The sequence below is a fragment of the bacterium genome, assembly GCA_024226335.1.
Lineage (GTDB): Bacteria > Myxococcota_A > UBA9160 > SZUA-336 > SZUA-336 > JAAELY01.
Genome location: JAAELY010000088.1, coordinates 1 through 19,786, shown reverse-complemented (window position 1 = coordinate 19,786; position 19,786 = coordinate 1). Strand labels below are relative to the sequence as shown.

The following is a 19,786-nucleotide window of genomic DNA, read 5'->3' as shown; positions in this document are numbered from 1 at the left end:
CTAGCCCTGATCCGTCCTACCGCCTCGGCGAAAACCGCCTTCGGCTCGCGCCCGAGCACGCGCTTCGCGGTCGTACTCGACCGCGCTCATCCTCACTTGGGTGAAACCCAAGCTCCGGTGAGCAAGGCCTGCGTGCGACCCCGAATCACGCACTCTGACGCGTTTTCTCGCGACGCGGTATGACGGATCAGGTCTAGCGGGCTCGTTCCTCCGCCAGCCTGTCGTCGATGCTATCCTCCCGGGCGATGCGTCGACTCGCCTTCATCTCGCTGGGATTCGTGCTTCTGGGCATGGTGTTTTACGCGTTTGGCCTGGGGGTGTACGCGGTCAGTTCCACTGCAACGGATCTCCAGACCCAGCCCCGCACGCCGGAGGAAGCACGCGCCACGCTCGACGAGCTGGGGCTTGGTGCCATGTATCCGTTTGCCAGTCGTTTCGTCGACACACCGCACGGACGCATGCACTACGTGGAAAAGGGCAGTGGGCCGGTGGTGCTGTGCCTGCACGGCAACCCCACTTGGTCGTTCCTGTATCGCGACTTTGTGAAGGGGTTGTCCGGTTCGGCGCGCGTGGTGGCTCCCGATCTGATCGGCTTCGGTCTGTCGAGCAAGCCTTCGCGTGTCGATGACTACTCGATCGAAGCTCATATCGACGACGTGTCTGCGTTGATCGAAGCGCGGAATCTGCGAGACATCACGCTGGTCGTTCAGGACTGGGGCGGTCCGATCGGTATCGGCGCGGCCATGCGTCATCCCGATCGAATCAAAGCGATCGTGGCCATGAACACGATCGCCTACGTGCCGGGTGACGGTGATTGGAAACCTCCGCTGTCCCTGCGGGTGATGCAACGGCCGGTCGTGGGCGAGCTTCTGGTTCAGGGTTTCGGCGTGTTCAATCGCCAGATCGTGCAGATGGCGCTGAGCGGCGGGCGAAACGGTCAAGACGATGTCGTGCTGGCCGCCTACGATCGCGTGCAGGGAAACTGGCAGGAGCGCGCCGGCACTCTGGCATTCCCTCGCTGGTTGCCCAGCGGGCCCGACCATCCGGTGGTACCGCTGCTCTCGCGCCAGGATGACTTCCTACGCGGCTTCGCGGGGCCCGTGCTGTTGGTCTGGGGCCTGCGCGACCCGGTCTTCGGATCCGAACTCGCCGCCTGGCGCGAGCGTTTCCCGAAAGCGCAGGTCCTCGAACTGCCCGATGCCGGCCATTACCTGCAAGAAGATGCGGCCGAGCGCATCGTGCCGCGCATCCGTCAGTTCCTACGCGAAACCCACTGATCGTCAGCGATAGATTCCGGGGTGCAGGAGTTCGACGACTGCGTCGAAGGCCACGCTGAACATCATCGGCCCCAGGAACATCCACACCACCACGAACAGACCGATGGTGAGCACGGGGGTGCGCAGTACCTCGCGAATTCGCAAGGCCGCGTCGTCGGACAGGAAGAGTGTGATGATGGCTGCACCGTCCAGCGGCGGGACGGGAATCATATTGAAGATGAACAGGATCACATTGAGCATCAGCGCGATCGAGAGCAGATGCCCGACACCGGCGGCGCCAGTAGCCGAGGCAACCAGGTGCGAGAACGTGACCGAGTCGGGAGCCATGAAGTTCCCGTTCGCGAGTCCGATCTTCAAGATCACGAATGAGAAGAGGGCGATGGCCAGGTTTGCAGCCGGTCCCGCAGCCGCCATCCATGCGGCTCGGCGCGGGTAACGCTGTTCCCAGGCGGGATCGTAGGGCGTGCTGGCCCAGCCGATGCAGTAGCCGCGCGTCAGGGCGAACAGGAGCGGCAACACCAACATGCCGAACGGTTCGCGCTTCATATGCGGAATGGGATTGAGAGTGACCTGGCCTCCGATATAGGCGGTCGGGTCGCCGCCCCGTAACGCGGCATAAGCGTGGGCGGCTTCGTGAGCTGAAACCGAAACGACAAAGACCGCGAACCAGAGCAAGCCCGTTATCGGATCTCCGCTCAACTGAACCAGTTCTTTCGTTCCGACAGACCTTCTTCGATCAACAGGGAGATCTCGTTTCGCACGCGATCGACCTGAGTGCCGATCGTCGCATCGTCGTCGTTGAAATCACCCTCTAGTTGCACGGGGTCGCCGAAGAAGATGCGGTACTTCACGGGCAGGGGCAGGAAGCCGAGTACACCGGCAAAGGGAAAGAACCAGGTGATGGGAAAGGCGGGCGCGCCGATCAGTTTGCCCAGGGCTTTCGAGTCGAGCAGGCCCGGGCTCTGCTCTTCGGAACCCACGATACCGACCGGTACGATGGGTGTGTTGGTCTGCAGCGCGAGTCTCGCGAAGCCGGTGCCAAACCTCTGCAACTGGTAGCGCTTGGAGAACGGCTTGATGAATCCGCGCGCACCTTCGGGGAAGACCATGATCGCTTCGTCGTGTTCGAGCAGGCGCTCGCAGTTTTCCGGCGTACCGACGACTGCGCCGGCGCGGTGGATCATTTCGCTCCACCAGGGGATCTGCGGCAGGTAGAACTCGACCATTCCCCGGCACAGACGCGGTGGCTCGGCCTCGAGCAGCATCGACATGGCCAGCATCGCGCCGTCCATGGGGATGGTGTTTCCTGCGTGGTTCGCGATCAGCAGGACGCGGCCTTCGGGGACCTTCTCGATCCCACGCGTTTCCACCCGGTGGTAATGGCGGTACAGGAACGCCCCCACGGACAGACCGCGGCGCATATAGGACGGACTCATTCCGAACGGGTCGTAGCCGTATTCGTTCAGTTCGGTCGGGATGCGATCGATGCGTTCCTCGACGTCTTCGGACAACTCGCGGATGCTCAGGGGCATGGGTACGGGCATGGGTTCCAGTATAGACCCCGCCGCGCGAGTGTCAGTAGCCTGTCAGCGACGGGCTTCGCCCGACAGCCTGGGCGGGTGGGGCAGCTTGCCCGGTATGCGAGGCCAGGCGATCGGTGTCAGGTCGCTTTCGATCAGGGCACCCGGTGGAATACCGGGCCTGTCGACGCTGGGGTGGGGCTGCTGGGTTTGGCTGCGATGCGAGCCGTATGCGAAGTAGGTCATGCTGTGGACCCGACTGGTCTCGCAGGTGGTGTTGGGGCGTGCCGCGTGAATCGTCCGCCCGTGGTAGAAAGCGACGCCCCCGCGAGGCACCTCGACGAATACCGGATCGATGTCGCGCGAGATCTTGTTGGGGTGGCTTTCGAAACCCGTCTCGTTGAGGGTACTCGCAAAGCTGAGTTGCTCGAAGTGGTGCGAACCGGGCTGATAGCCCATGGCCCCGTTTTCGAAGTTGGAGCCGTCGAACGGGATCCAGGCCGTGATGGTTCTCATTTCTTCGATCGGCCAGCGTGTGTGGTCCGCGTGCGGGCCCGTCCCGTGAGCGCCCGCCCGCTTGTACACGGCTTTGTCCTGCCAGATTCGCAGCGCGTCGACGCCCAGTAGCGTCGAGGCGGCTTCGCCGATGCGCAGGTGGAACGTGAGGGGGCGCACCTCTTCGCAGTCCTCCCAGAGATTCTGGCAACCGACTGAAGTCCGGTCGCAGCGATTGCTCCGCTCGAGTGCCCGCGCATTCCGGACTCTGCGCGCAGTGACGGCGGCATCGACCGCGCTGCCGAAGCGGCACAGTTCCTCGTCGTCGAGCAGGTCGGGGATTACCACGAACCCGTCTCGGCGAAATGCCTGAAGCTCCGTCGGGGAAACCGCCGGTGGCTTCAGCGAACTTGTCGGAGGAACTCCGAGAGCCCGTAACCCACTCGATCGCCCATACGCCACTCCGTCATGCCCTCGCCAATATGTGTGGTCATGCCGTCTCGCCGGTTGCGCAGCGGAATGAAGCCTTTCACATCCCCGTGGATCTGAAGCTCTTCACCGCTCGCGGTCTTGATCCGGGCCGTCACCGTTCGGTGAAACAATCCGTTGTCTTCGTATTCCGCTTCGATCTCGGCTTCGGTGATCGGATCGATCTCGTCGCCGCGCACGATCACGCCACCCAGGTGGGATTTGTCCGGACCGCGTCGCACGATCGAGACCATGCCGCCCAGATCGGGGCCGAAGTTCAGAGTCAGCCACTCGTAGCTTTCGATCGCCTGCCAGTAACGAGGTCCCCAACTGTGATCGCGCAGACCGTAGCCATTGATGGTCCAGGTCTGATCTTCGATCTCGAGCGTGCCCGTCACGGCCATGTGTTGTTCGTAGTGGGCGGCGCCAAACTGTTCTTCGGCCGGCCGATCGCTCTCCTTCTTGGACTTGGCCCCGCCGTACATCGGTCCGACGGCATCGTGGATCAGGTCGAGCTTGACCTTGCGCCGGGGGTTCTCGGTGAACGCCTTCTTCGGATCGGCCATCTGACTGGGATCCTTCAGATCGATCACCGAGCCCTCGTAGACCGTGCGTAGTTTCTGCGCGGGTTCGATCACTTCGAAGCGCACACCGCCGGCATCGAAAGCGTCGTTGTGATCGATCTGCGGGCGCTTGAACATGAACAGTACCCGGCCGTCTTCCAGGTAGATCGTGACCGTCATTTCGGCGTTGCCTTCGTTCGCGCGATTGCCCAGGCGAATGAAGCCACCGATCGACTGCTCCGGATCGAAGAAGTTGAAGTACATGCTCTCGTTGAAATTCTCTTCCGGACCCAGGGGATGGGTGAAGTCGTCCTCGGGAACCAGGTTGCCGATGATCCGCGCCATGAAGTCTCCTATTCGATCCGGTCCGTCGCGTCGCCGCCGTGTCCTGAATGCGCTCGGGCTTCAACTAGACGGTCGTGCGGGCGGGTTCCAGGGCGTAGAGCACCCGGTAGGGCACCCACAAGGGACTTGTATCACAGACGCGCCAGGTGTTGCGATCAGCGGGACGCGAGGCTTTTGGCCAGGCAACGCTCTGTGATCAGAAGACAATCAGCGTTCCGATCCGCTCCGGGGCTGCGACGGCTGCCTGTCTCGACCGCCGTGACCCGGCCTTCTCGCAGTTCGAAGACCAGTTCGCAATGATTGGGTTCGAATGCTTCGCTGCCGATCGCTTCGCGGCCTGACCTGCGATCGCGCGCTCCGTCTTCGGCCTGAGCACGCGGGCTGTGGGCGGTGCCGAGGCGTTGTTGGCGGCGCTCTTGCCAGCTCCAGATGGAGCTCGGCGAACTCTGTTCTGCATCGGGCGGGATCACCCATCGATACGTGAGCCGTTCCAGTTCGGGAAGGCTCCGCACGTCTTCGGGTACCGGCAGGCAGTCGCGCAGTGTCCGGGCCTCCAGTCCGATAAATCTCGAGCGTAGGTGTTCTACGTGGGCAGAGTACGAACTCAGGCACGAAGAGGACGCGAGACAGAACAGCGCAGCGATCCAGGTCCGCATGCTCGAGAGTACAGCTCGGGTCAGGTCTACAGACCAGAATCTGTCGCTGTTGTGCACGACGCTGCGTACAGAGTGGCGACGGGAATGACTTTCTCTGCAGCGAGCGAGTAGAATGACCGGGATCCATTTCTCGATCACCGACTTCTCGATCACCGGAATCGATCGGTGGGCCAATGACTTCCAGACGAAAGCGAAGGAGATCCCTCGATGGCACGACTCCGCTACGTGAAGAGCGCAGAAGAGCTCCGCAAGGCTGCCGGGACGAACACGGAGTTCCTCGACAGCTCGATCCGCTCGATCCGCGCCGCCTACGAAACCGATCCCGAGCTGGTGGCCGCAGTGTTGCCCCAGCCGCTGAAGCCAACTTCACGGCCGGAGATCCACACGGTGATTTCCGAGGTCAAGATCCACATCGCCGAGAACTTCGACATCGAGATCGGCGCGGCCACCTTCGGTGTGTTGTGCGACTACGAAGGAGTCGAGGGCACCTATCAGATCACCATGCCCATGACCACGGAACAGGCCGTGATCGGCGGTCGCGAAACGTTTGGCGAGCCCAAGAAGCTGGCGCAGATCGACTTCGAGAAACAGGACGACTCGATCGTCGCGAAGGTCACGCGTATGGGGGTTACCTACCTGGAACTGCGCGGCACTCTGGGGAAGGCGCTCGGAGCGCAGGACTTCAGCGACTACGCCTATTGCTACAAGGCCCTGCCATCCATCGAAAAGGGCAAGGGTTTCGACAGTGATCCGCTGCTCGTACGCCTGGAGTGGAAGCAGCACCTGCGCGAAGCCCAGGCGGTAGAGGGCGAAGTGATCTTGCGCGAGTCGAACTTCGATCCGGTGGTCGACCTGCCGGTGAAACGACTCGTCAAGCTGCAATACGACGAAGGTACCAGCGAGAGTGGCGGACAGATTCTGCGCAGCGTTCCGGGCGACTGGTTGCTGCCCTTCATTCACCAGCGATACGATCAGACCTGATGAAAGACTTCAACGGGAAAATCGCAGTGATCACGGGTGGGGCCAGCGGCATCGGTCTGGCCATCGCGGAACGTCTGGGAAGAGAAGGGGCCAAACTCGTACTCGCCGACATCGAACCCGCCGCGTTGAACCTCGCAGTCGAGCAATTGGCCAAGCAGGGTGTAGAATCGAGCGCCGTCGTCAGCGATGTTTCGGACTACGCGTCGGTAGAGGCGCTCGCCGATCAAGCCTATGAGCGCCACGGGGCCGTCGACATCCTGTGCAATAACGCCGGTGTCGGAACCGATGAAACCGCTCAGCGCATCTGGGAACTTCCGCTCAGCGATTGGAAGTGGGTGTTCTCGGTCAATATCTGGGGCGCGATCCACGGGATCCGCGCGTTCCTGCCGCGCATGATCGCCCAGGACCGGGAAGCCCACGTCATCAACACGTCTTCGGGCAATGGGGGACTCACGCTGGTTCCCACCACGCCCATCTATTCGGCTTCCAAGAGTGCGGTCACCACGGTGACCGAAACCCTGAATCAGCAGCTTTTGATGACCGGCTCGAAGGTCAAGGCTTCGGTGTTGTTTCCCGGTCCGAGCATTGTCGAGACCAATATCTTCAGCGCCGAGCGCAATCGCCCCGAAGATCAACGCGACAAGCCCTGGGACGGTCCGAGCGTCACACTCGAGGATATCCAGAACATGGCGAAACAGGCCGGTCACGATCTGGTCGCGACCCAGCCCGAAGAAGTCGCCGAGCACTTCCTGGAAGGGCTGCGCGAGGACCGCTTCTGGATCCTGCCGGCCAGCAAAGACATGGAGGCGAAGATTCGCGCACGCGCCGATGGAATCCTGGCGCGAGAGAATCCGAAACTGTCCTTCTAGCCCGGGAAACCACCGGTCAGCGGCGAAGCCGCAGGAATTGCGCTACCTCAGGCTCACTCGCGCCCGTAGTTCAATTGGATAGAGCACCAGACTTCGAATCTGGGGGTTGGAGGTTCGAGTCCTCCCGGGCGCACCAGGGCAGGGCGCTTCCGTTGCCCAGGTCCGCGAGACGATCGACATCCTCAGAGATCGATCGCTGCGTCGAAGCCTTCGCGCATGGCGCGTTCCAGGTAACCGAGTTCGCGGCCATCGCCGATGGCGACCAGGGGAACGCCGCTCTCCCGCAGAGCTTCGATTCCGTCGGAATCGGGTGCCAGGCCCGCCGCGAGAATCACGTGATCGGCAGGCGTCTGTTCGGTGCCTTCCGCGGTGCGGAAGTGAACGCCGCTCTCGTCGATCGATTCGACCTCCGCACTGTTGACGAGTCTGACCCCGGCGCTTCGCAAATCGTGCAGTGCGCGCCAGCGACGCGGATGCGCCATCTCGAGCGCCATCACGGGGCCCGCTTCGAGGACGATGACGTTGCGATCGCGTTCCGCCAGGAACTCCGCTAGTTCGATGCCGACCAGTCCGCCTCCGACGATTGCGATTTGCCTGCCCAAAGGCATGTAGGCACGGGAGGCGCTGCGCAGCTTGCTCGGGTCGCGGGAGATTCCGCTGGCGCGCCCCGCCCGCACGGCGAGTCGGCCGGCCAGTGACAGTGAAGCGGACTGTTCGGGGGTCTCATCTCCGCTGAGCAGTGCTCGGAGATCGTCGCCGTCAAAGACATGAGGCAGGTCTGCACCGGGGATCTGCGGCCGTTGTCGGATGGTTCCCGGCGCAGCCAGTACGACATCGGGGCGCAGTTCGCGAATCGATTCGGCCGTCGCCTTCTGGCCCAGCAGGAGTTCGATCGGCAGACTCCGCACCTGATTCTCCAGCCAGCGAAGCAGGCGCTCGTTCGGTTCGTACACCAGGGCGGCGAAGCGCAGCGTCCCGCCCAGTTCCTGACTTTGCTCGCAAAGTATGACGTCGTGTCCGCGAATCGCGGCGATGCGCGCGGCCTCCATTCCCGCCGGGCCGCCGCCGACCACCAGTACGCGTTTCGGCTCGGCGGCCGGTGAGCGAAGGACCTGCGCGAATTCCGCTTCCCGTGCCGCCATGGGGTTTACCGCGCAGCGCACGGTGCGGTCGAAAAACGGCTGTGCCACACACAGGTAGCAGTAGATGCAGGGCCGGATATCGCGGGCGCGGTCTTCGCTCAGCTTGTTTGCGAGTTCGGGATCGGCCAGGAGCTTGCGGCCCATGGCAATCACGTCGGCGTTTCCGCTCCGAATGGCCGCATCGCCGACCTCCGGTTCGATCCGGCCGACGGCGATCGTGGGAATCGACACGCGGCGCTTGATCCCGGCTGCGAAGTCGAGATAACCCGCCTCGCGGTGCACGATCGGAGCCTCGGTGAATCCGGCGCCCAGGGGATTGGCGTAGGCGCTGACGGAAATCGCGTCCGCACCGGCGGACTCCAGTAGTTCCGCGGTTTGCTGGGCGTCGCCGAACTCGATGCCGTCCGGCGTTCCGAACTCCACGGCGTCGATCCGACACCAGATCGGAAAATCCTCGCCTACGCGCCGCTTGCACGCGCGCAGGGTCTCGCACAAAAGCCGCGCGCGGTTCTCGACACTTCCCCCGTACTCGTCTTCCCGGAAGTTTGTGGCGCGGGACAGGAACTCGGAGAAGATATAGCCGTGGGCGCCGTGGAGTTCGATCGCGTCGAAACCCGCTTGTTGTGCGCGCGCCGCCGCATCTGCGAAGTCGGCCACCAATCCTTCGAGATCCTCGTGCGTGGCCGCGCGGAATTTCGGCGGATTTCCTCCAGTCGCCCGCATCAAGAGTCCGATTTCCTCACCGCTCAGGTCGAGTGGCCCCAGCGGACCGGCTTCGCGCGGAAGGGAGGGCATCAACAACTCTCGACCCTGGCGCATATCATCTCGCGCCACCTTTCCGTGGTGGGCCAACTGCACCGCAATCTTTGCTCCGTGGCGCTGAACGGCCGAGGTCAACGCGCGCAATCCGGGCAAGAACGAATCATTCGACAGGCCGATCTCGTGTGCCGTGTTCGCGCCGCGCGGATAACACGCAGAAGTGTTCTCGGTGATCAGGAGACCGACGCCCCCGCGCGCCCGTTCTTCGTAGTAGCGCACGGTCGGTTCGCGTACCTGGCCATCGCCTTCGACGATTTCGACACCCATCGGGGCCATCGCGATGCGATTGCGCAGGTCCATGCCGCCAATTCGGCCGGGCGAGAGCAGATGTCGGAACACGCAACGACCTCCGGATTAGGGGCGCGGCAGGTGGATGTCGAAGCCGGTAGCGGAGTTCCGCTTGCTTCGCAGGCCGATCGACCCGCCCATCTGCCATACCCGTCCGTAGACGACCGCCAGGCCATGACCGTCGTCTTCAATCGGCAACACGATAGGACTCCCCTCCTGACCCGCTGACCTTCGCAGACGTCCCCCGCGCTCGCCAGCCCATTGCCGGCTAGCGTTGAGGCACGGCTCTCCCCCGTCCGGCCTTCAAGGCGCGCAGACCCTCCCGTGCGGGTGTGTACAGGGGATCGATTTCCAGGGCGCGTTCCATCATCGCAATCGCCTCCGCAGTCTTGCCCAGACCGCCGAGTGTCGCACCGAGGTGCTCGTGTGTGACCGGATTGGCGGGGTCGAGTTCGAGAGCTCTTCGCAGGCTCTTCTCGGCGTCCCCCAACCGGCCCGTGTCGAACCAGGCGCGTCCCAGGCCGAGATGCCCGTCGGCGTAATCCGGCTTCATGCGCACGACTTCCGAAAGAAACTCGATGGCTTCATAGTGTTTGCCCTGGGCGCTCAGTGCCAGTCCCAGGTCTTTGCGCGCGCGCAGGTCCCGCGGTTGAATGCGCACCGCTTCGCGGAAGTGCGCCTCCGCTTCGACGAAGCGTCCCTGTGTTGCCGCCTGATAGCCGATGTTATGCTGAGCGACCGCGCTGTTCGGGTTCTTTGCCAGAACGTCGTTCCACAACCGGCCGTGATCCTGCCAGATCCGGTTGCGCGAAACGCTGGCCGTCGCCAGTAGCAGGACCGCGATCAAGGCGACCGTAGTTGCATTGCGTTCCGACAAGGGGATGGTGCCAAGCGCCCAGGCGGGCAGAAGGACCACTGCACACATCGGCAAGTAGAGTCGGTGCTCGTAGATCAGGTCGAGAGCGAGGAACGAGGACTCGAGTGCCAGATGCAGAAAGAACCAGGCGATACAGAAAGACACGAGACGCGCGCGGCGCATCGACCAGAGGCCGATAGCGGCGAGGCCCAGCAGAAACAACATCGAGGTCAAGGTGCTGATCGGATCGAAGAGGGACTGCGATAGCGGCATGTCGTGGATCACGTTCAGCCGCGAGGGCAGGGGAAGCACCAGCAGGCTTACGTAGAGCGCCACGACGCGAAGCTGGGTGAGCAGTCGCTCGCCCAGCGTGAAGTCCTTCTCGTCATACATCGAAAAGACCGCGTCCACGACGTGGTCGAAGCCGAAGATCAGAAGGATGGCCGCGGCGACACCCGCACCCGCGAGCGCGATGCGCAGAGCGTTCGCGCGCAACCAGTCCGTGTCCAGGTCGCGAGGGAAGTAGTACTCGTACAAAAGGATGGCCGCCGGTAGGGTGATCGCGAGTTGCTTGGAGCCCAGGGCCAGCAACCAGCTCAGCGCGCCGCAGATCCACAGACTCCAGCGAATCGAAGGGGTGCCGGACTTGCGCCCCCGCACGTACAGAAGGAAGGCCGCCAGATAGAACATCACCGCGAAACCATTACTGCGCTGATACAGATAGGTGACCGTCTGAATCTGGATCGGGTGCGCCGCAAACAGGGCTGCAGCCGCCAGTGCGAGTCCTCCAGCCCGTTCCGGAGCCAGGCGCCAGCGCTCGTTCGGCAGGGCTTCCAGTTCGCGAAACAGGCCGAGCGCGAGCGCGTACGCCAGGAACGTGGTCGCGATATGGGCCAGTGTGTTCACGAGGTGGTACCCGGTGACGTCATAGCCGCCGAAGTAGTAGTTGAGCGCGAAGCTCAGATGTGCGACGGGTCGCTTCTCGGGCCAGCTCTCGGTGGCGGCCAGATAGAGGCGACCCAGGTCGAATTCACTGATGCGAATCAGCGGATTGCCCAGCACGCTGGTCAGGTCGTCGAACAGAAACGGCGAGTCGAAGGTGTTCCAGTACACGCCCAGGGCCAGTACAGCCAGAACCAGCAGGCGGGTTCCGTGTGTGCGCATCAGCTGGCCCGAAGACTCAGGAGCCGCCGCCAACCGCGGGTAGGGCTTCGGGGGCGGGTGTTTCGGCGCTCGCGGTGTGGGGATTCGGGCTTCGCTGCGAGATCTGCATCTGAACCTCCGACATGCGCTCGCGTGTGAGGTTGTAACGGTTCAGGAACGCGATTCCCACACCCATCAATACGGCCACGCCAGGACCTGCCACGACGGCCAGTTGCAAGACGGTACTGGCGGGGACTTCTTCCGGTGAAACCTGCAGCGGGAACTGGATCAGGAACAAGGCGATCGACGCGAGACCCGCTCCAAGACCGACGGCGGCTTTGGTCGAGAAGGCGAGCGCGCCGAAGAAGATGCCCTCCTGCCGACGTCCGGTGTTCAGTTCGTGCTCGTCGGTGATGTCGGCCATCATGGATCCCGCGGCGATGAGTGAACCGGCCGCACCCAAAGCGGCGAGGAATGCGAAGACGTAGATCGTCGGGACGTACAGGGCGCTCTCGTTGGCCGGGAACAAGTCCACCATCTTGAGCAGAGGCAGAATCGCGGTCAGGCCGCTGTACCAGCAGATTCCGAAGATGAAGACGTGCTTCTTGTCGAACGGTCGGGCCGCGATGGCCCAGATCGGCGTTCCGACCACCATGCCCAGAAGCGACAAGGCTCCGATCATGATGGCGTGGTAGGTCTCGAGCCTCCAGAAGAAGGGGCCCATATACGCCCCCAACGAGTCCGCAGTTCCCCGAGCGATGAAGAACAGCAGCAAACCGATGAAGAGATTGCGAAAGCTGGGGTTCTTCAGAGCCTCGCGAACTTCGCCGGAAAGGCGTCGCAAGCTGAACGGTAGAACCTGCTCCGCCGGTGAAGTCAGGTGCGGAATACGCGAATGAGTTCCGAGGGCCGAGAACAGGATGCTGAAGGTCATCAAGCCGCCGAAGAACAGACCCATGGGCGCATAGGCGGCCGGGTTGAGTTGCCCGTTTTCGAACTCCGGTGTGGGCTTCATGAAGTAAAGGGCGCAAGAGATCAGCAGGATTGCCGCACCCAGAAGCCCGAAGAAGTTCCGGAACGCCACCACCACCGTGCGCTCGTGATAGTCGCTGGAAAGTTCGGCGCCCAGCGACATATGCGGGACGTGGTACAGAGTCATCGACAGGCGTGTGAGGACGGTGAAGATCAGCATCCACAGGAAAAGGAGTCCGTGGGAAAGATCCGCAGGGGGGCGGAAGACCAGCGCAAACATGATGCCCAGCGGAATGGCCGAGGCGTACAGGAACGGGTGACGGCGACCCCAGCGATGCCGAAAAGCATCGGAGAGCGAGCCCGCCATGGGATCGGTCACCGCATCGACGATCAGCGCCAGGAAGATGGCGAGGCCCGCCAGCAGGGGCGGCAGGCCCAGTACCTGGCTGTAGAAGAGCAGCAGGAAAAAACCCAGTCCTGTGTTCTTGAGGCCTTCGGCCATCTGACCGAAGCCGAACCAGAACTTGGTTGAGAACCGGAGCTTTTCCATGGGTATCGATTCTACCCGAACCCGGCCTTCTGCTTCGGAAGGTTTTCCCGAGTCGAGTTCGTTCTGGTAGAAGGCCTGGGCTACGCTGGCGCCATGGCGAGTGGGCGCTGGGAATTCTGGATCGATCGCGGGGGGACCTTCACGGATTGCCTCGGTCGCGATCCCGAGGATGGCCGGTTGCGCGTGGCGAAGGTGCTTTCGTCGGATCGGGCTCCACTCGACGGCATGCGCCAGATTCTGAGCCTGGCCCCGGACGCTCCGATTCCTCCCTGTGATATCCGCATGGGAACGACGATCGCGACCAATGCTCTGCTCGAGCGCAAGGGTGCGGACTGCGCACTGCTGATCACTCGGGGCTTTCGCGATCTGCTGCGCATCGGCACGCAGGCGCGTCCGCACATCTTCGATCTGCAGATCGTTCAACCCGAAGTTCTGTATCGTGAAGTCCTGGAAGTCGATGCGCGTTGTGACGCAAGCGGCCGGGTCCTGCAACGCCCCGACGTCGGGGAACTTCGCGCGAGACTCGCCGCGGTGCGCGGTTCTGGGATCGACAGCCTGGCGATCGTCCTACTGCACGCCTATCGCAGCTTCGATCTGGAGCGTGAACTGGGCGAAGCCGCGCGCGAACTCGGCTTTGCTCACGTGGCGCTATCGCACGAGGTCGCCGCCGAGATCGGCATGCTGGGTCGTGGAGACACGACTTGTGTGGATGCATATCTGACGCCGTTGATACGCGACTACGTTCGCACGCTCGAAGCCGAGCTTCCCGGAAGCCGCCTGCGCATCATGCAGTCGAGCGGGGGCCTGACCGACACCCAGCGTTTCCGTGGCCCTCACGCGATTCTCTCGGGTCCAGCCGGAGGTGTGGTTGCGTACGCACACGTGGCGCGTGAAGCGGGCCTGGCGGGGGCGATCGGCTTCGACATGGGAGGCACGTCGACCGATGTTTCGCGCTTCGATGGCGAGTTCGAACGCGTGTACGAAACCGAGACTGCAGGGGTGCGTGTGCGTGCGCCCATGATGGCGATCCACACTGTGGCGGCGGGGGGCGGGTCGATCTGTCGCTACGATGGCTATCGCTTCTCGGTCGGACCAGAAAGTGCTGGGGCATCCCCCGGGCCGCTGTGTTACGGACATCCGGACGCGCGCGAGTTGAGCGTGACCGACATCAATATCGCTCTGGGGCGGGTACGGCCCGAACGTTTTCCGTTTCCCCTTCAGGTAGAACGGGTCGAACGAGCCCTCGGGGAACTCGCCGACAGGCTGCGCGAGCACGGGCACGAGCGTACGAATCTGGAGATCGCTTCCGGGTTCCTCGAGATCGCGAACGCGAACATGGCCCAGGCGATTCGCCAGGTGTCGGTGGCGCGCGGCTATGACGTGCGCGACTACGCACTGGTGGTTTTTGGCGGTGCGGGTGGGCAACACGCATGTGCACTCGCGCGTCGCCTCGGCATGCGCAAGATCGTGTTCCACCCCTACGCCGGTGTGCTCTCGGCCTACGGAATGGGTTTGGCCGACGTTTCCTGGCACGGAGAACTGGATCTGGGCCGGATTTCCCTCGCGGATTCTGAACTCGAACCGAAGCTGCAGGCCGCGTTCGAGAACCTGGAGCAGAAGGGCCTGGAAGTCCTGCAGAAAGAGGAGGGCTTCGCGCGCGAGCGCATCGAGGTGATTCGCAGACTCGACCTGCGTTATCGCGGAACCGAGACCGCGCTCACTTTGACGGAAGCCGGTCGTGATCGCGACGCAGCATTCGAGGTCTTGCACCGGCGCCGCTTTGGTTATGCGCGCGCCCAGCATCCGGTGGAAGCCGTTGTGGCTCGCATCGAAGTCCTGGGCAAGCAGGCCCAGCACGGCTCATCGCCCGCGATCGCAAGTCAGAGCGGAGTGCCCGCGGAGAAGCGAATTCGCATGTTCAGTGCGGGAAGCCTGTGCGATGGCGTACCGGTGCATCGCAGAGAGGATCTGCAACCGGGCGAGAAACTCGCCGGCCCGGCCCTCGTGCTCGAGGCGACCGGTACGATTGTCGTCGATCGCGGTTTCGAACTCGAACTCGACGCTTCGGGCGCGATTACGCTCTCGGATCTCCAGGGGGCCGAGTCGCTCGATCGCGTGGCCGAGTCGGTCGATCCCGTACAGCTCGAGATCTTCAACAATCTGTTCATGTCGATCGCCGAACAGATGGGTACCGTTCTGCGTCGCACGGCTCTATCGACCAATATTCGCGAGCGGCTCGATTTTTCGTGTGCCGTCTTTGATTCCGGCGCCGGACTGGTGGCGAATGCGCCGCATATTCCGGTGCATCTAGGCGCGATGGGCGAGTCGGTACAGGCCGTTCTGCGCATCCACCCGAACCCGGAGCCGGGCGATGTCTTCGCGACCAATGATCCGGCCGGCGGCGGATCGCATCTTCCCGACATCACGGTCGTGACGCCCGTGCACGAAGCGGACGGAATTCTGCGCTTCTTCGTCGCGAGTCGCGGCCACCACGCCGATATCGGTGGCATCACGCCGGGTTCGATGCCGCCATTCTCGCGCACGCTCGAAGAGGAAGGCGTGGTCCTGCGCGGTCTGCGGATCGTGCGGGGCGGTGTGCTCGACGAAGAACTTCTGTTTGATGCTCTGCGCAGCGCCGCCCATCCAGCCCGCAATCCGCAGGAGAACCTCGCCGATCTCGAAGCGCAGATTGCCGCGAATACCATCGGTGTGCGTCTTCTGGGGGAGATGTCGGAGCGCTACGGCGAGCCGGTCGTGCGCGCTTACATGCAACACGTACAGGACAACGCCGCAGCCAAGGTGGCCGAGGAAATCGGCCGGCTCGACGATGGTGAACACCGCTTCGAAGATGCGCTGGACGACGGAACGCCGATCGCTGTTCGCTTGAGCGTACGTGGTGAAAGCATGAAGATCGATTTTGCAGGCACGGGCGCTGAGCTAGCGGGAAATCTGAACGCGCCGCGGGCCGTTACGGTTGCAGCGGTCATCTATGTTCTGCGCGCGCTCGTCGGCGAGGACATCCCGCTCAATAGCGGCTGTCTGCGCCCCGTCGAGATCGAGATTCCCGAGGGTTCCTTGCTCTCGCCGTCAGCGGGTGCAGCAGTTTGTGGGGGCAATGTCGAGACCTCCCAACGCGTGGTCGATGTCCTGCTCGGCGCGCTGGGCAAGCTCTCCGGGAGCCAGGGCACGATGAACAACCTGACGTTTGGCAATGAGCGTTTCGGCTATTACGAAACGATCGGCGGCGGCGCCGGTGCGGGCGACGGCTTCGACGGAGCATCGGGTGTCCACACGCATATGACCAACACGCGCATCACGGATCCCGAAATCCTGGAGTCGCGTTTTCCCGTACGCCTGCACCAGTTCTCCCTGCGCGCAGGTTCTGGCGGGGCTGGCCGCTGGCGCGGGGGAGACGGATTGGTGCGCGAGATCGAGTTTCTCGAGGACATGCGTGTATCGGTTCTTTCGGAGCGGCGTGCCCGGGCACCATTTGGACTCAAAGGCGGCCGAGAGGGGCTTCCCGGCCGCAATCTCTGCGACGAATCGGAGCTTCCGGGCAAGACCAGCCTGGAGGTTCCCGCGGGGGGCATCGTACGCATCGAAACACCCGGCGGCGGAGGCTTTGGCGAGCCCAAATCGTGATCTGGGGTGGAGCTGTCCGGAACGCCTCGTAGGTGTATCCTGAGGACATGAGCCACACCGGGTTCATCCTGCATCCCGGTCAACGCATCGCTTCGACCCGGGAGTTCGCGACCAGTGCCAAGCGCACCGGCCGAGTTCCCGTGATTCAGCTCTTCGGCCGCTTGAGCGGCGGAGAAGTCTTCCTGATCGAGGAGACGCGCTTTCGCCCCTACTTCTTCGTGCACGAAGAGGCGGCGCACCTGCTCGAACGCGAACACGATGTGACCCTGGAAGCGACAGAACTGCGCTCGCTCTCCGGCCGAGCACTGACTCGCGTGGTCGCGCGCATGCCCGGAGAGATACCGCGACTGCGCGAGCGCATTGAATCCATGGGCCAGCAGGCTTATGAAGCCGATATCCGCTTCCCCTACAGGTTTTTGTGTGATCGAGGCGTGGGTGTCGGCGTAGAGATCGCGGGAGAACCCGAGATTCTCGCCGGGGGGTTGTTGCGCTTCCTGAATCCAGAGATCCGCGCAGCGGACGTCCAGCCGGAACTCTCGGTGCTCTCGATCGATATCGAAACCACATCCGATGCAAGCCGCGTGCATTCGGTTGCGCTGGTCGGTGCGGGGGCCGATGAAGTGCTCATCGTATCGGACACGCCGGTCGAAGCAGCCGTGGTCTGCAGCGATGAGGCGGAACTGCTGAGCCGAGCGGCCGAGAGTGTGCGCCGAATCGATCCCGATGTGATCACCGGCTGGAATGTCGTCGATTTCGATCTGCGCGTACTCGCGACTCGGGCGCGGGCAAAGCACATCCGTTTCGATGTGGGACGCATCCCCGGTCCGATCGACTTGCAGCGCGACGGTTCCTACACGCGACAATCTCGAGCCGATATTCCCGGGCGCATCGTCCTCGACGGCATGAATCTGGTGCGCGACGCGTTCATTTCACTGGAGGACTTCTCGTTGGAAACCGCTGCGCGCACCCTCCTGGGCCGCGGCAAACTGATTCAGCCTCACGACGGCGATCGCGGCGCCGAGATCCAGCGTCAGTATCGGGAAGAACGCGACGCGTTCGTGGAATACAACCGCGAAGATGCAAAGCTCGTACTCGATATCCTGGAACAGGAAGCCTTGCTCGATCTCGCGATCGAGCGCAGTCGATTGTGCGGCATGCAACTGGACCGCGTGGGTGCGAGCATCGCTTCCTTCGATCGGCTCTACTTGCCCAGGTTGCGAGCGCACGGTTATGTGGCGCCTTCTGTGGATCGCGAGCGCAAGAGCGCGCGCGTTCAGGGTGGGGCGGTCATGGACTCGCAGGCGGGGCTCTATGAGAACGTGGCGGTCTACGATTTCCGCAGCCTCTATCCCAGCCTGATGCGCACGTTCAACCTGGATCCGCTGGCCCACGCGCAGCCAGGCGAACGTCCGATTCGGGCCCCCAACGGGGCGGCATTCTCCCGTACGGAGGCGATCTTGCCGGAGATCCTCGAGGGATTCTTGAAGCGTCGAGCACGCGCGAAAAGGCGCGGCGATCGCCACGCTGACCTGGCGATCAAGATCATGATGAATGCGCTGTTCGGCGTGATGGGAGCGGCTTCCTGTCGCTTCTTCGATCCCGCCGTGGCGAATGCGATCACCGGTTTCGGCCAGGACATGCTGGCTCGCACGCGGCGCTTGTTCGAAGACGAAGGTGTGCGGGTGCTCTACGGGGACACCGATTCCGTGTTCGTCGCCCTGTCTGAAAAGGCGAACCCCGAAATCGTTCGCAAGCAGGCCGAGTCACTGTTGGAGCGCACGCAAGCCCAGCTTTCCGCGCAGATTCGCGAGCAGTACGACGTGGAGCCGCGCTTCGAACTCGAACTCGAACGCATCTACTCGCGTTTTTTCATGCCGACCGTGCGGGGCGGAAAGCAGGGCAGCAAGAAGCGCTATGCGGGACTGGTCGACGACGAGTTGCGGGTCGTGGGTCTGGAAGCCGTGCGCCGCGACTGGCCGGCGGTCGCCCGACGGCTGCAGCTAGGCATACTGGAGCGGGTCTTCCGCGACCAGTCCGCGATTCCCTTCGTCCGCGAGATCGTGCGCCAGGTGCGCGCGGGCGAATTGGACCGGGAACTGGTGATCCGCAAGGGCCTGCGCAAGGGCAGCGTCGAACGCTACACGGCCCGCACTGCGCCCCACGTGGAAGCCGCGCGCAGGGCCGGAGGCAGAGTGGGTCGCGTCGTTCGGTATGTCATCACGCGCTCAGGCCCGGAACCGGTGCTGCCCGGCCTGGAGTTTCCCAAGGATCCGGATCGCGAGCACTACGTCGAGAAGGTTCTGCGTCCACTGGCCGATGCGATCCTGCCGTTTGTCGGCGGAAACTTCGACGAGGCGATCGGTGCCCCGCATCAACTCGAGCTCCTGTAGCTGGCGCGCTACTGATCGGTGAGGTGGCGGGCGTCGATGATGGAAACGCCGGAGTTCGTTTCGACCTTCACGGTCAGGTCGTGATCCCCGGCGGACAGTGGACTGTCGAGCGTGCCGTTGTGCCGCCCGTTCCAGCCGACGTACGCCTCCTTCTGTCCGTCCATACGAATCCAGCCTTCGCGCAGTCCTTCGTCGGAGACCGCGCGCAGGCGAACCTGCGGCATCCCCGGAAGGCCACCGCGTTCCAGTTCGACCTGTGGTGGCACCACGCTCACGCTCTGTTCGGGAATCGGGATCTCGATGCGGCGCATGGCCCAGGGGCCGGTCAGGGTCACGGCGACTTCTTCAGGTCGCGCGGATAGTGGCAACTGGAGGTCTTCAACCGCGCCCGGTGCCATGCTTTCGAGCGAACGCGTCGCACCCGGCACGCCGATGAGCACGGGGCCCGTCGGGTGTTCGCCGCGATTCGTCAGCCGGATGCCGATCTCGGCGGGCGCCAGGCGTTTGACTTCGATTGCGAGCAAGGGTGCGTGGTTGGCCACCGCCAGCACGATCTGTTGCGACCCCACGTGTCGGTCGCCACTCGCGATCAGCACCTTTACCGGGTGCTGCTTTGCCGACAGGCCGTTGGGTGGAGTGATCTCGAACGAGCCTTTCGCCGAGCCGCCAGCGGGAAGCGTGCCGAGCGACACGAGCTGGTTCTGCACGTAGGTCGCGGGTGCGCGCAGGGCGATCCACGTGTCGGGTACCGGGAACGAATTGGGGTTGTGAACCTCGAGCGTCAGGACCGAGGACTCGCCCGCCACCAGG

Annotated in this window: 14 protein-coding genes and 1 tRNA gene; 6 read left to right on the top strand and 9 right to left on the bottom strand. The window is 63.4% G+C overall.

Features of this window, described 5'->3' with window-relative positions; all coding sequences use genetic code 11:
* Nucleotides 1-245 precede the first annotated feature (245 nt).
* Nucleotides 246-1,277: an alpha/beta fold hydrolase gene (locus tag GY725_03965; GenBank protein ID MCP4003330.1), complete on the top strand. Its 1,032-nt coding sequence runs from the start codon at nt 246-248 to the stop codon at nt 1,275-1,277.
* A gap of 3 nt (nt 1,278-1,280) precedes the next feature.
* On the opposite strand, the gene GY725_03960 is transcribed toward GY725_03965, so the two are convergent.
* The 5 genes from GY725_03960 to GY725_03940 all read right to left on the bottom strand — a co-directional run bounded on the left by GY725_03960 (nt 1,281) and on the right by GY725_03940 (nt 5,498).
* The gene (locus GY725_03960; GenBank protein ID MCP4003329.1) at nt 1,281-1,976 is read right to left on the bottom strand and encodes a hypothetical protein; all 696 of its coding nucleotides are present in this window, start codon (nt 1,974-1,976) and stop codon (nt 1,281-1,283) included.
* Nucleotides 1,973-2,821 (bottom strand): acyltransferase family protein, encoded by an 849-nt coding sequence (locus tag GY725_03955; GenBank protein ID MCP4003328.1) that lies wholly within the window; start codon nt 2,819-2,821, stop codon nt 1,973-1,975. The genes GY725_03960 and GY725_03955 overlap by 4 nt, the downstream gene beginning before the upstream one ends.
* Nucleotides 2,822-2,863: 42 nt before the next feature.
* The gene (locus tag GY725_03950; GenBank protein ID MCP4003327.1) at nt 2,864-3,640 is read right to left on the bottom strand and encodes a phytanoyl-CoA dioxygenase family protein; all 777 of its coding nucleotides are present in this window, start codon (nt 3,638-3,640) and stop codon (nt 2,864-2,866) included.
* 53 nt (nt 3,641-3,693) lie between these two features.
* Entirely contained in the window at nt 3,694-4,668 is a 975-nt protein-coding gene (locus GY725_03945; GenBank protein ID MCP4003326.1) for a hypothetical protein, read from the bottom strand.
* Nucleotides 4,669-4,823: 155 nt separating this feature from the next.
* Nucleotides 4,824-5,498: a hypothetical protein gene (locus GY725_03940; protein ID MCP4003325.1), complete on the bottom strand. Its 675-nt coding sequence runs from the start codon at nt 5,496-5,498 to the stop codon at nt 4,824-4,826.
* 33 nt (nt 5,499-5,531) lie between these two features.
* Here GY725_03940 and GY725_03935 point away from each other — a divergent pair, with 33 nt between their 5' ends.
* From GY725_03935 to GY725_03925, 3 genes are all read left to right on the top strand, one after another.
* Nucleotides 5,532-6,305, top strand: coding sequence for an acetoacetate decarboxylase family protein (locus GY725_03935; protein ID MCP4003324.1), 774 nt, complete (start codon nt 5,532-5,534; stop codon nt 6,303-6,305).
* A complete protein-coding gene (locus GY725_03930) occupies nt 6,305-7,174 on the top strand; it encodes an SDR family NAD(P)-dependent oxidoreductase (protein ID MCP4003323.1) in 870 nt (289 codons plus the stop codon). The genes GY725_03935 and GY725_03930 overlap by 1 nt, the downstream gene beginning before the upstream one ends.
* A gap of 59 nt (nt 7,175-7,233) precedes the next feature.
* Nucleotides 7,234-7,310 (top strand) — tRNA-Arg (locus tag GY725_03925).
* A 46-nt stretch (nt 7,311-7,356) separates the two neighbouring features.
* On the opposite strand, the gene GY725_03920 is transcribed toward GY725_03925, so the two are convergent.
* The 3 genes from GY725_03920 to GY725_03910 all read right to left on the bottom strand — a co-directional run bounded on the left by GY725_03920 (nt 7,357) and on the right by GY725_03910 (nt 12,944).
* On the bottom strand, nt 7,357-9,435 hold the full coding sequence (locus GY725_03920; protein MCP4003322.1) for an FAD-dependent oxidoreductase: 2,079 nt from the start codon (nt 9,433-9,435) through the stop codon (nt 7,357-7,359).
* A gap of 256 nt (nt 9,436-9,691) precedes the next feature.
* Nucleotides 9,692-11,443, bottom strand: a complete 1,752-nt coding sequence (locus tag GY725_03915) for a tetratricopeptide repeat protein (GenBank protein ID MCP4003321.1) — start codon at nt 11,441-11,443, stop codon at nt 9,692-9,694.
* A gap of 16 nt (nt 11,444-11,459) precedes the next feature.
* A complete protein-coding gene (locus GY725_03910; protein ID MCP4003320.1) occupies nt 11,460-12,944 on the bottom strand; it encodes a hypothetical protein in 1,485 nt (494 codons plus the stop codon).
* Between the two features lie 93 nt (nt 12,945-13,037).
* Here GY725_03910 and GY725_03905 point away from each other — a divergent pair, with 93 nt between their 5' ends.
* Complete coding sequence (locus GY725_03905; protein MCP4003319.1) at nt 13,038-16,586, top strand: 5-oxoprolinase; 3,549 nt, start codon at nt 13,038-13,040, stop codon at nt 16,584-16,586.
* 47 nt (nt 16,587-16,633) lie between these two features.
* Nucleotides 16,634-18,976, top strand: coding sequence for a DNA polymerase II (locus GY725_03900; GenBank protein ID MCP4003318.1), 2,343 nt, complete (start codon nt 16,634-16,636; stop codon nt 18,974-18,976).
* An 8-nt stretch (nt 18,977-18,984) separates the two neighbouring features.
* On the opposite strand, the gene GY725_03895 is transcribed toward GY725_03900, so the two are convergent.
* Nucleotides 18,985-19,786: hypothetical protein (locus tag GY725_03895; GenBank protein ID MCP4003317.1), on the bottom strand; the 802-nt coding region annotated here is incomplete at its 5' end.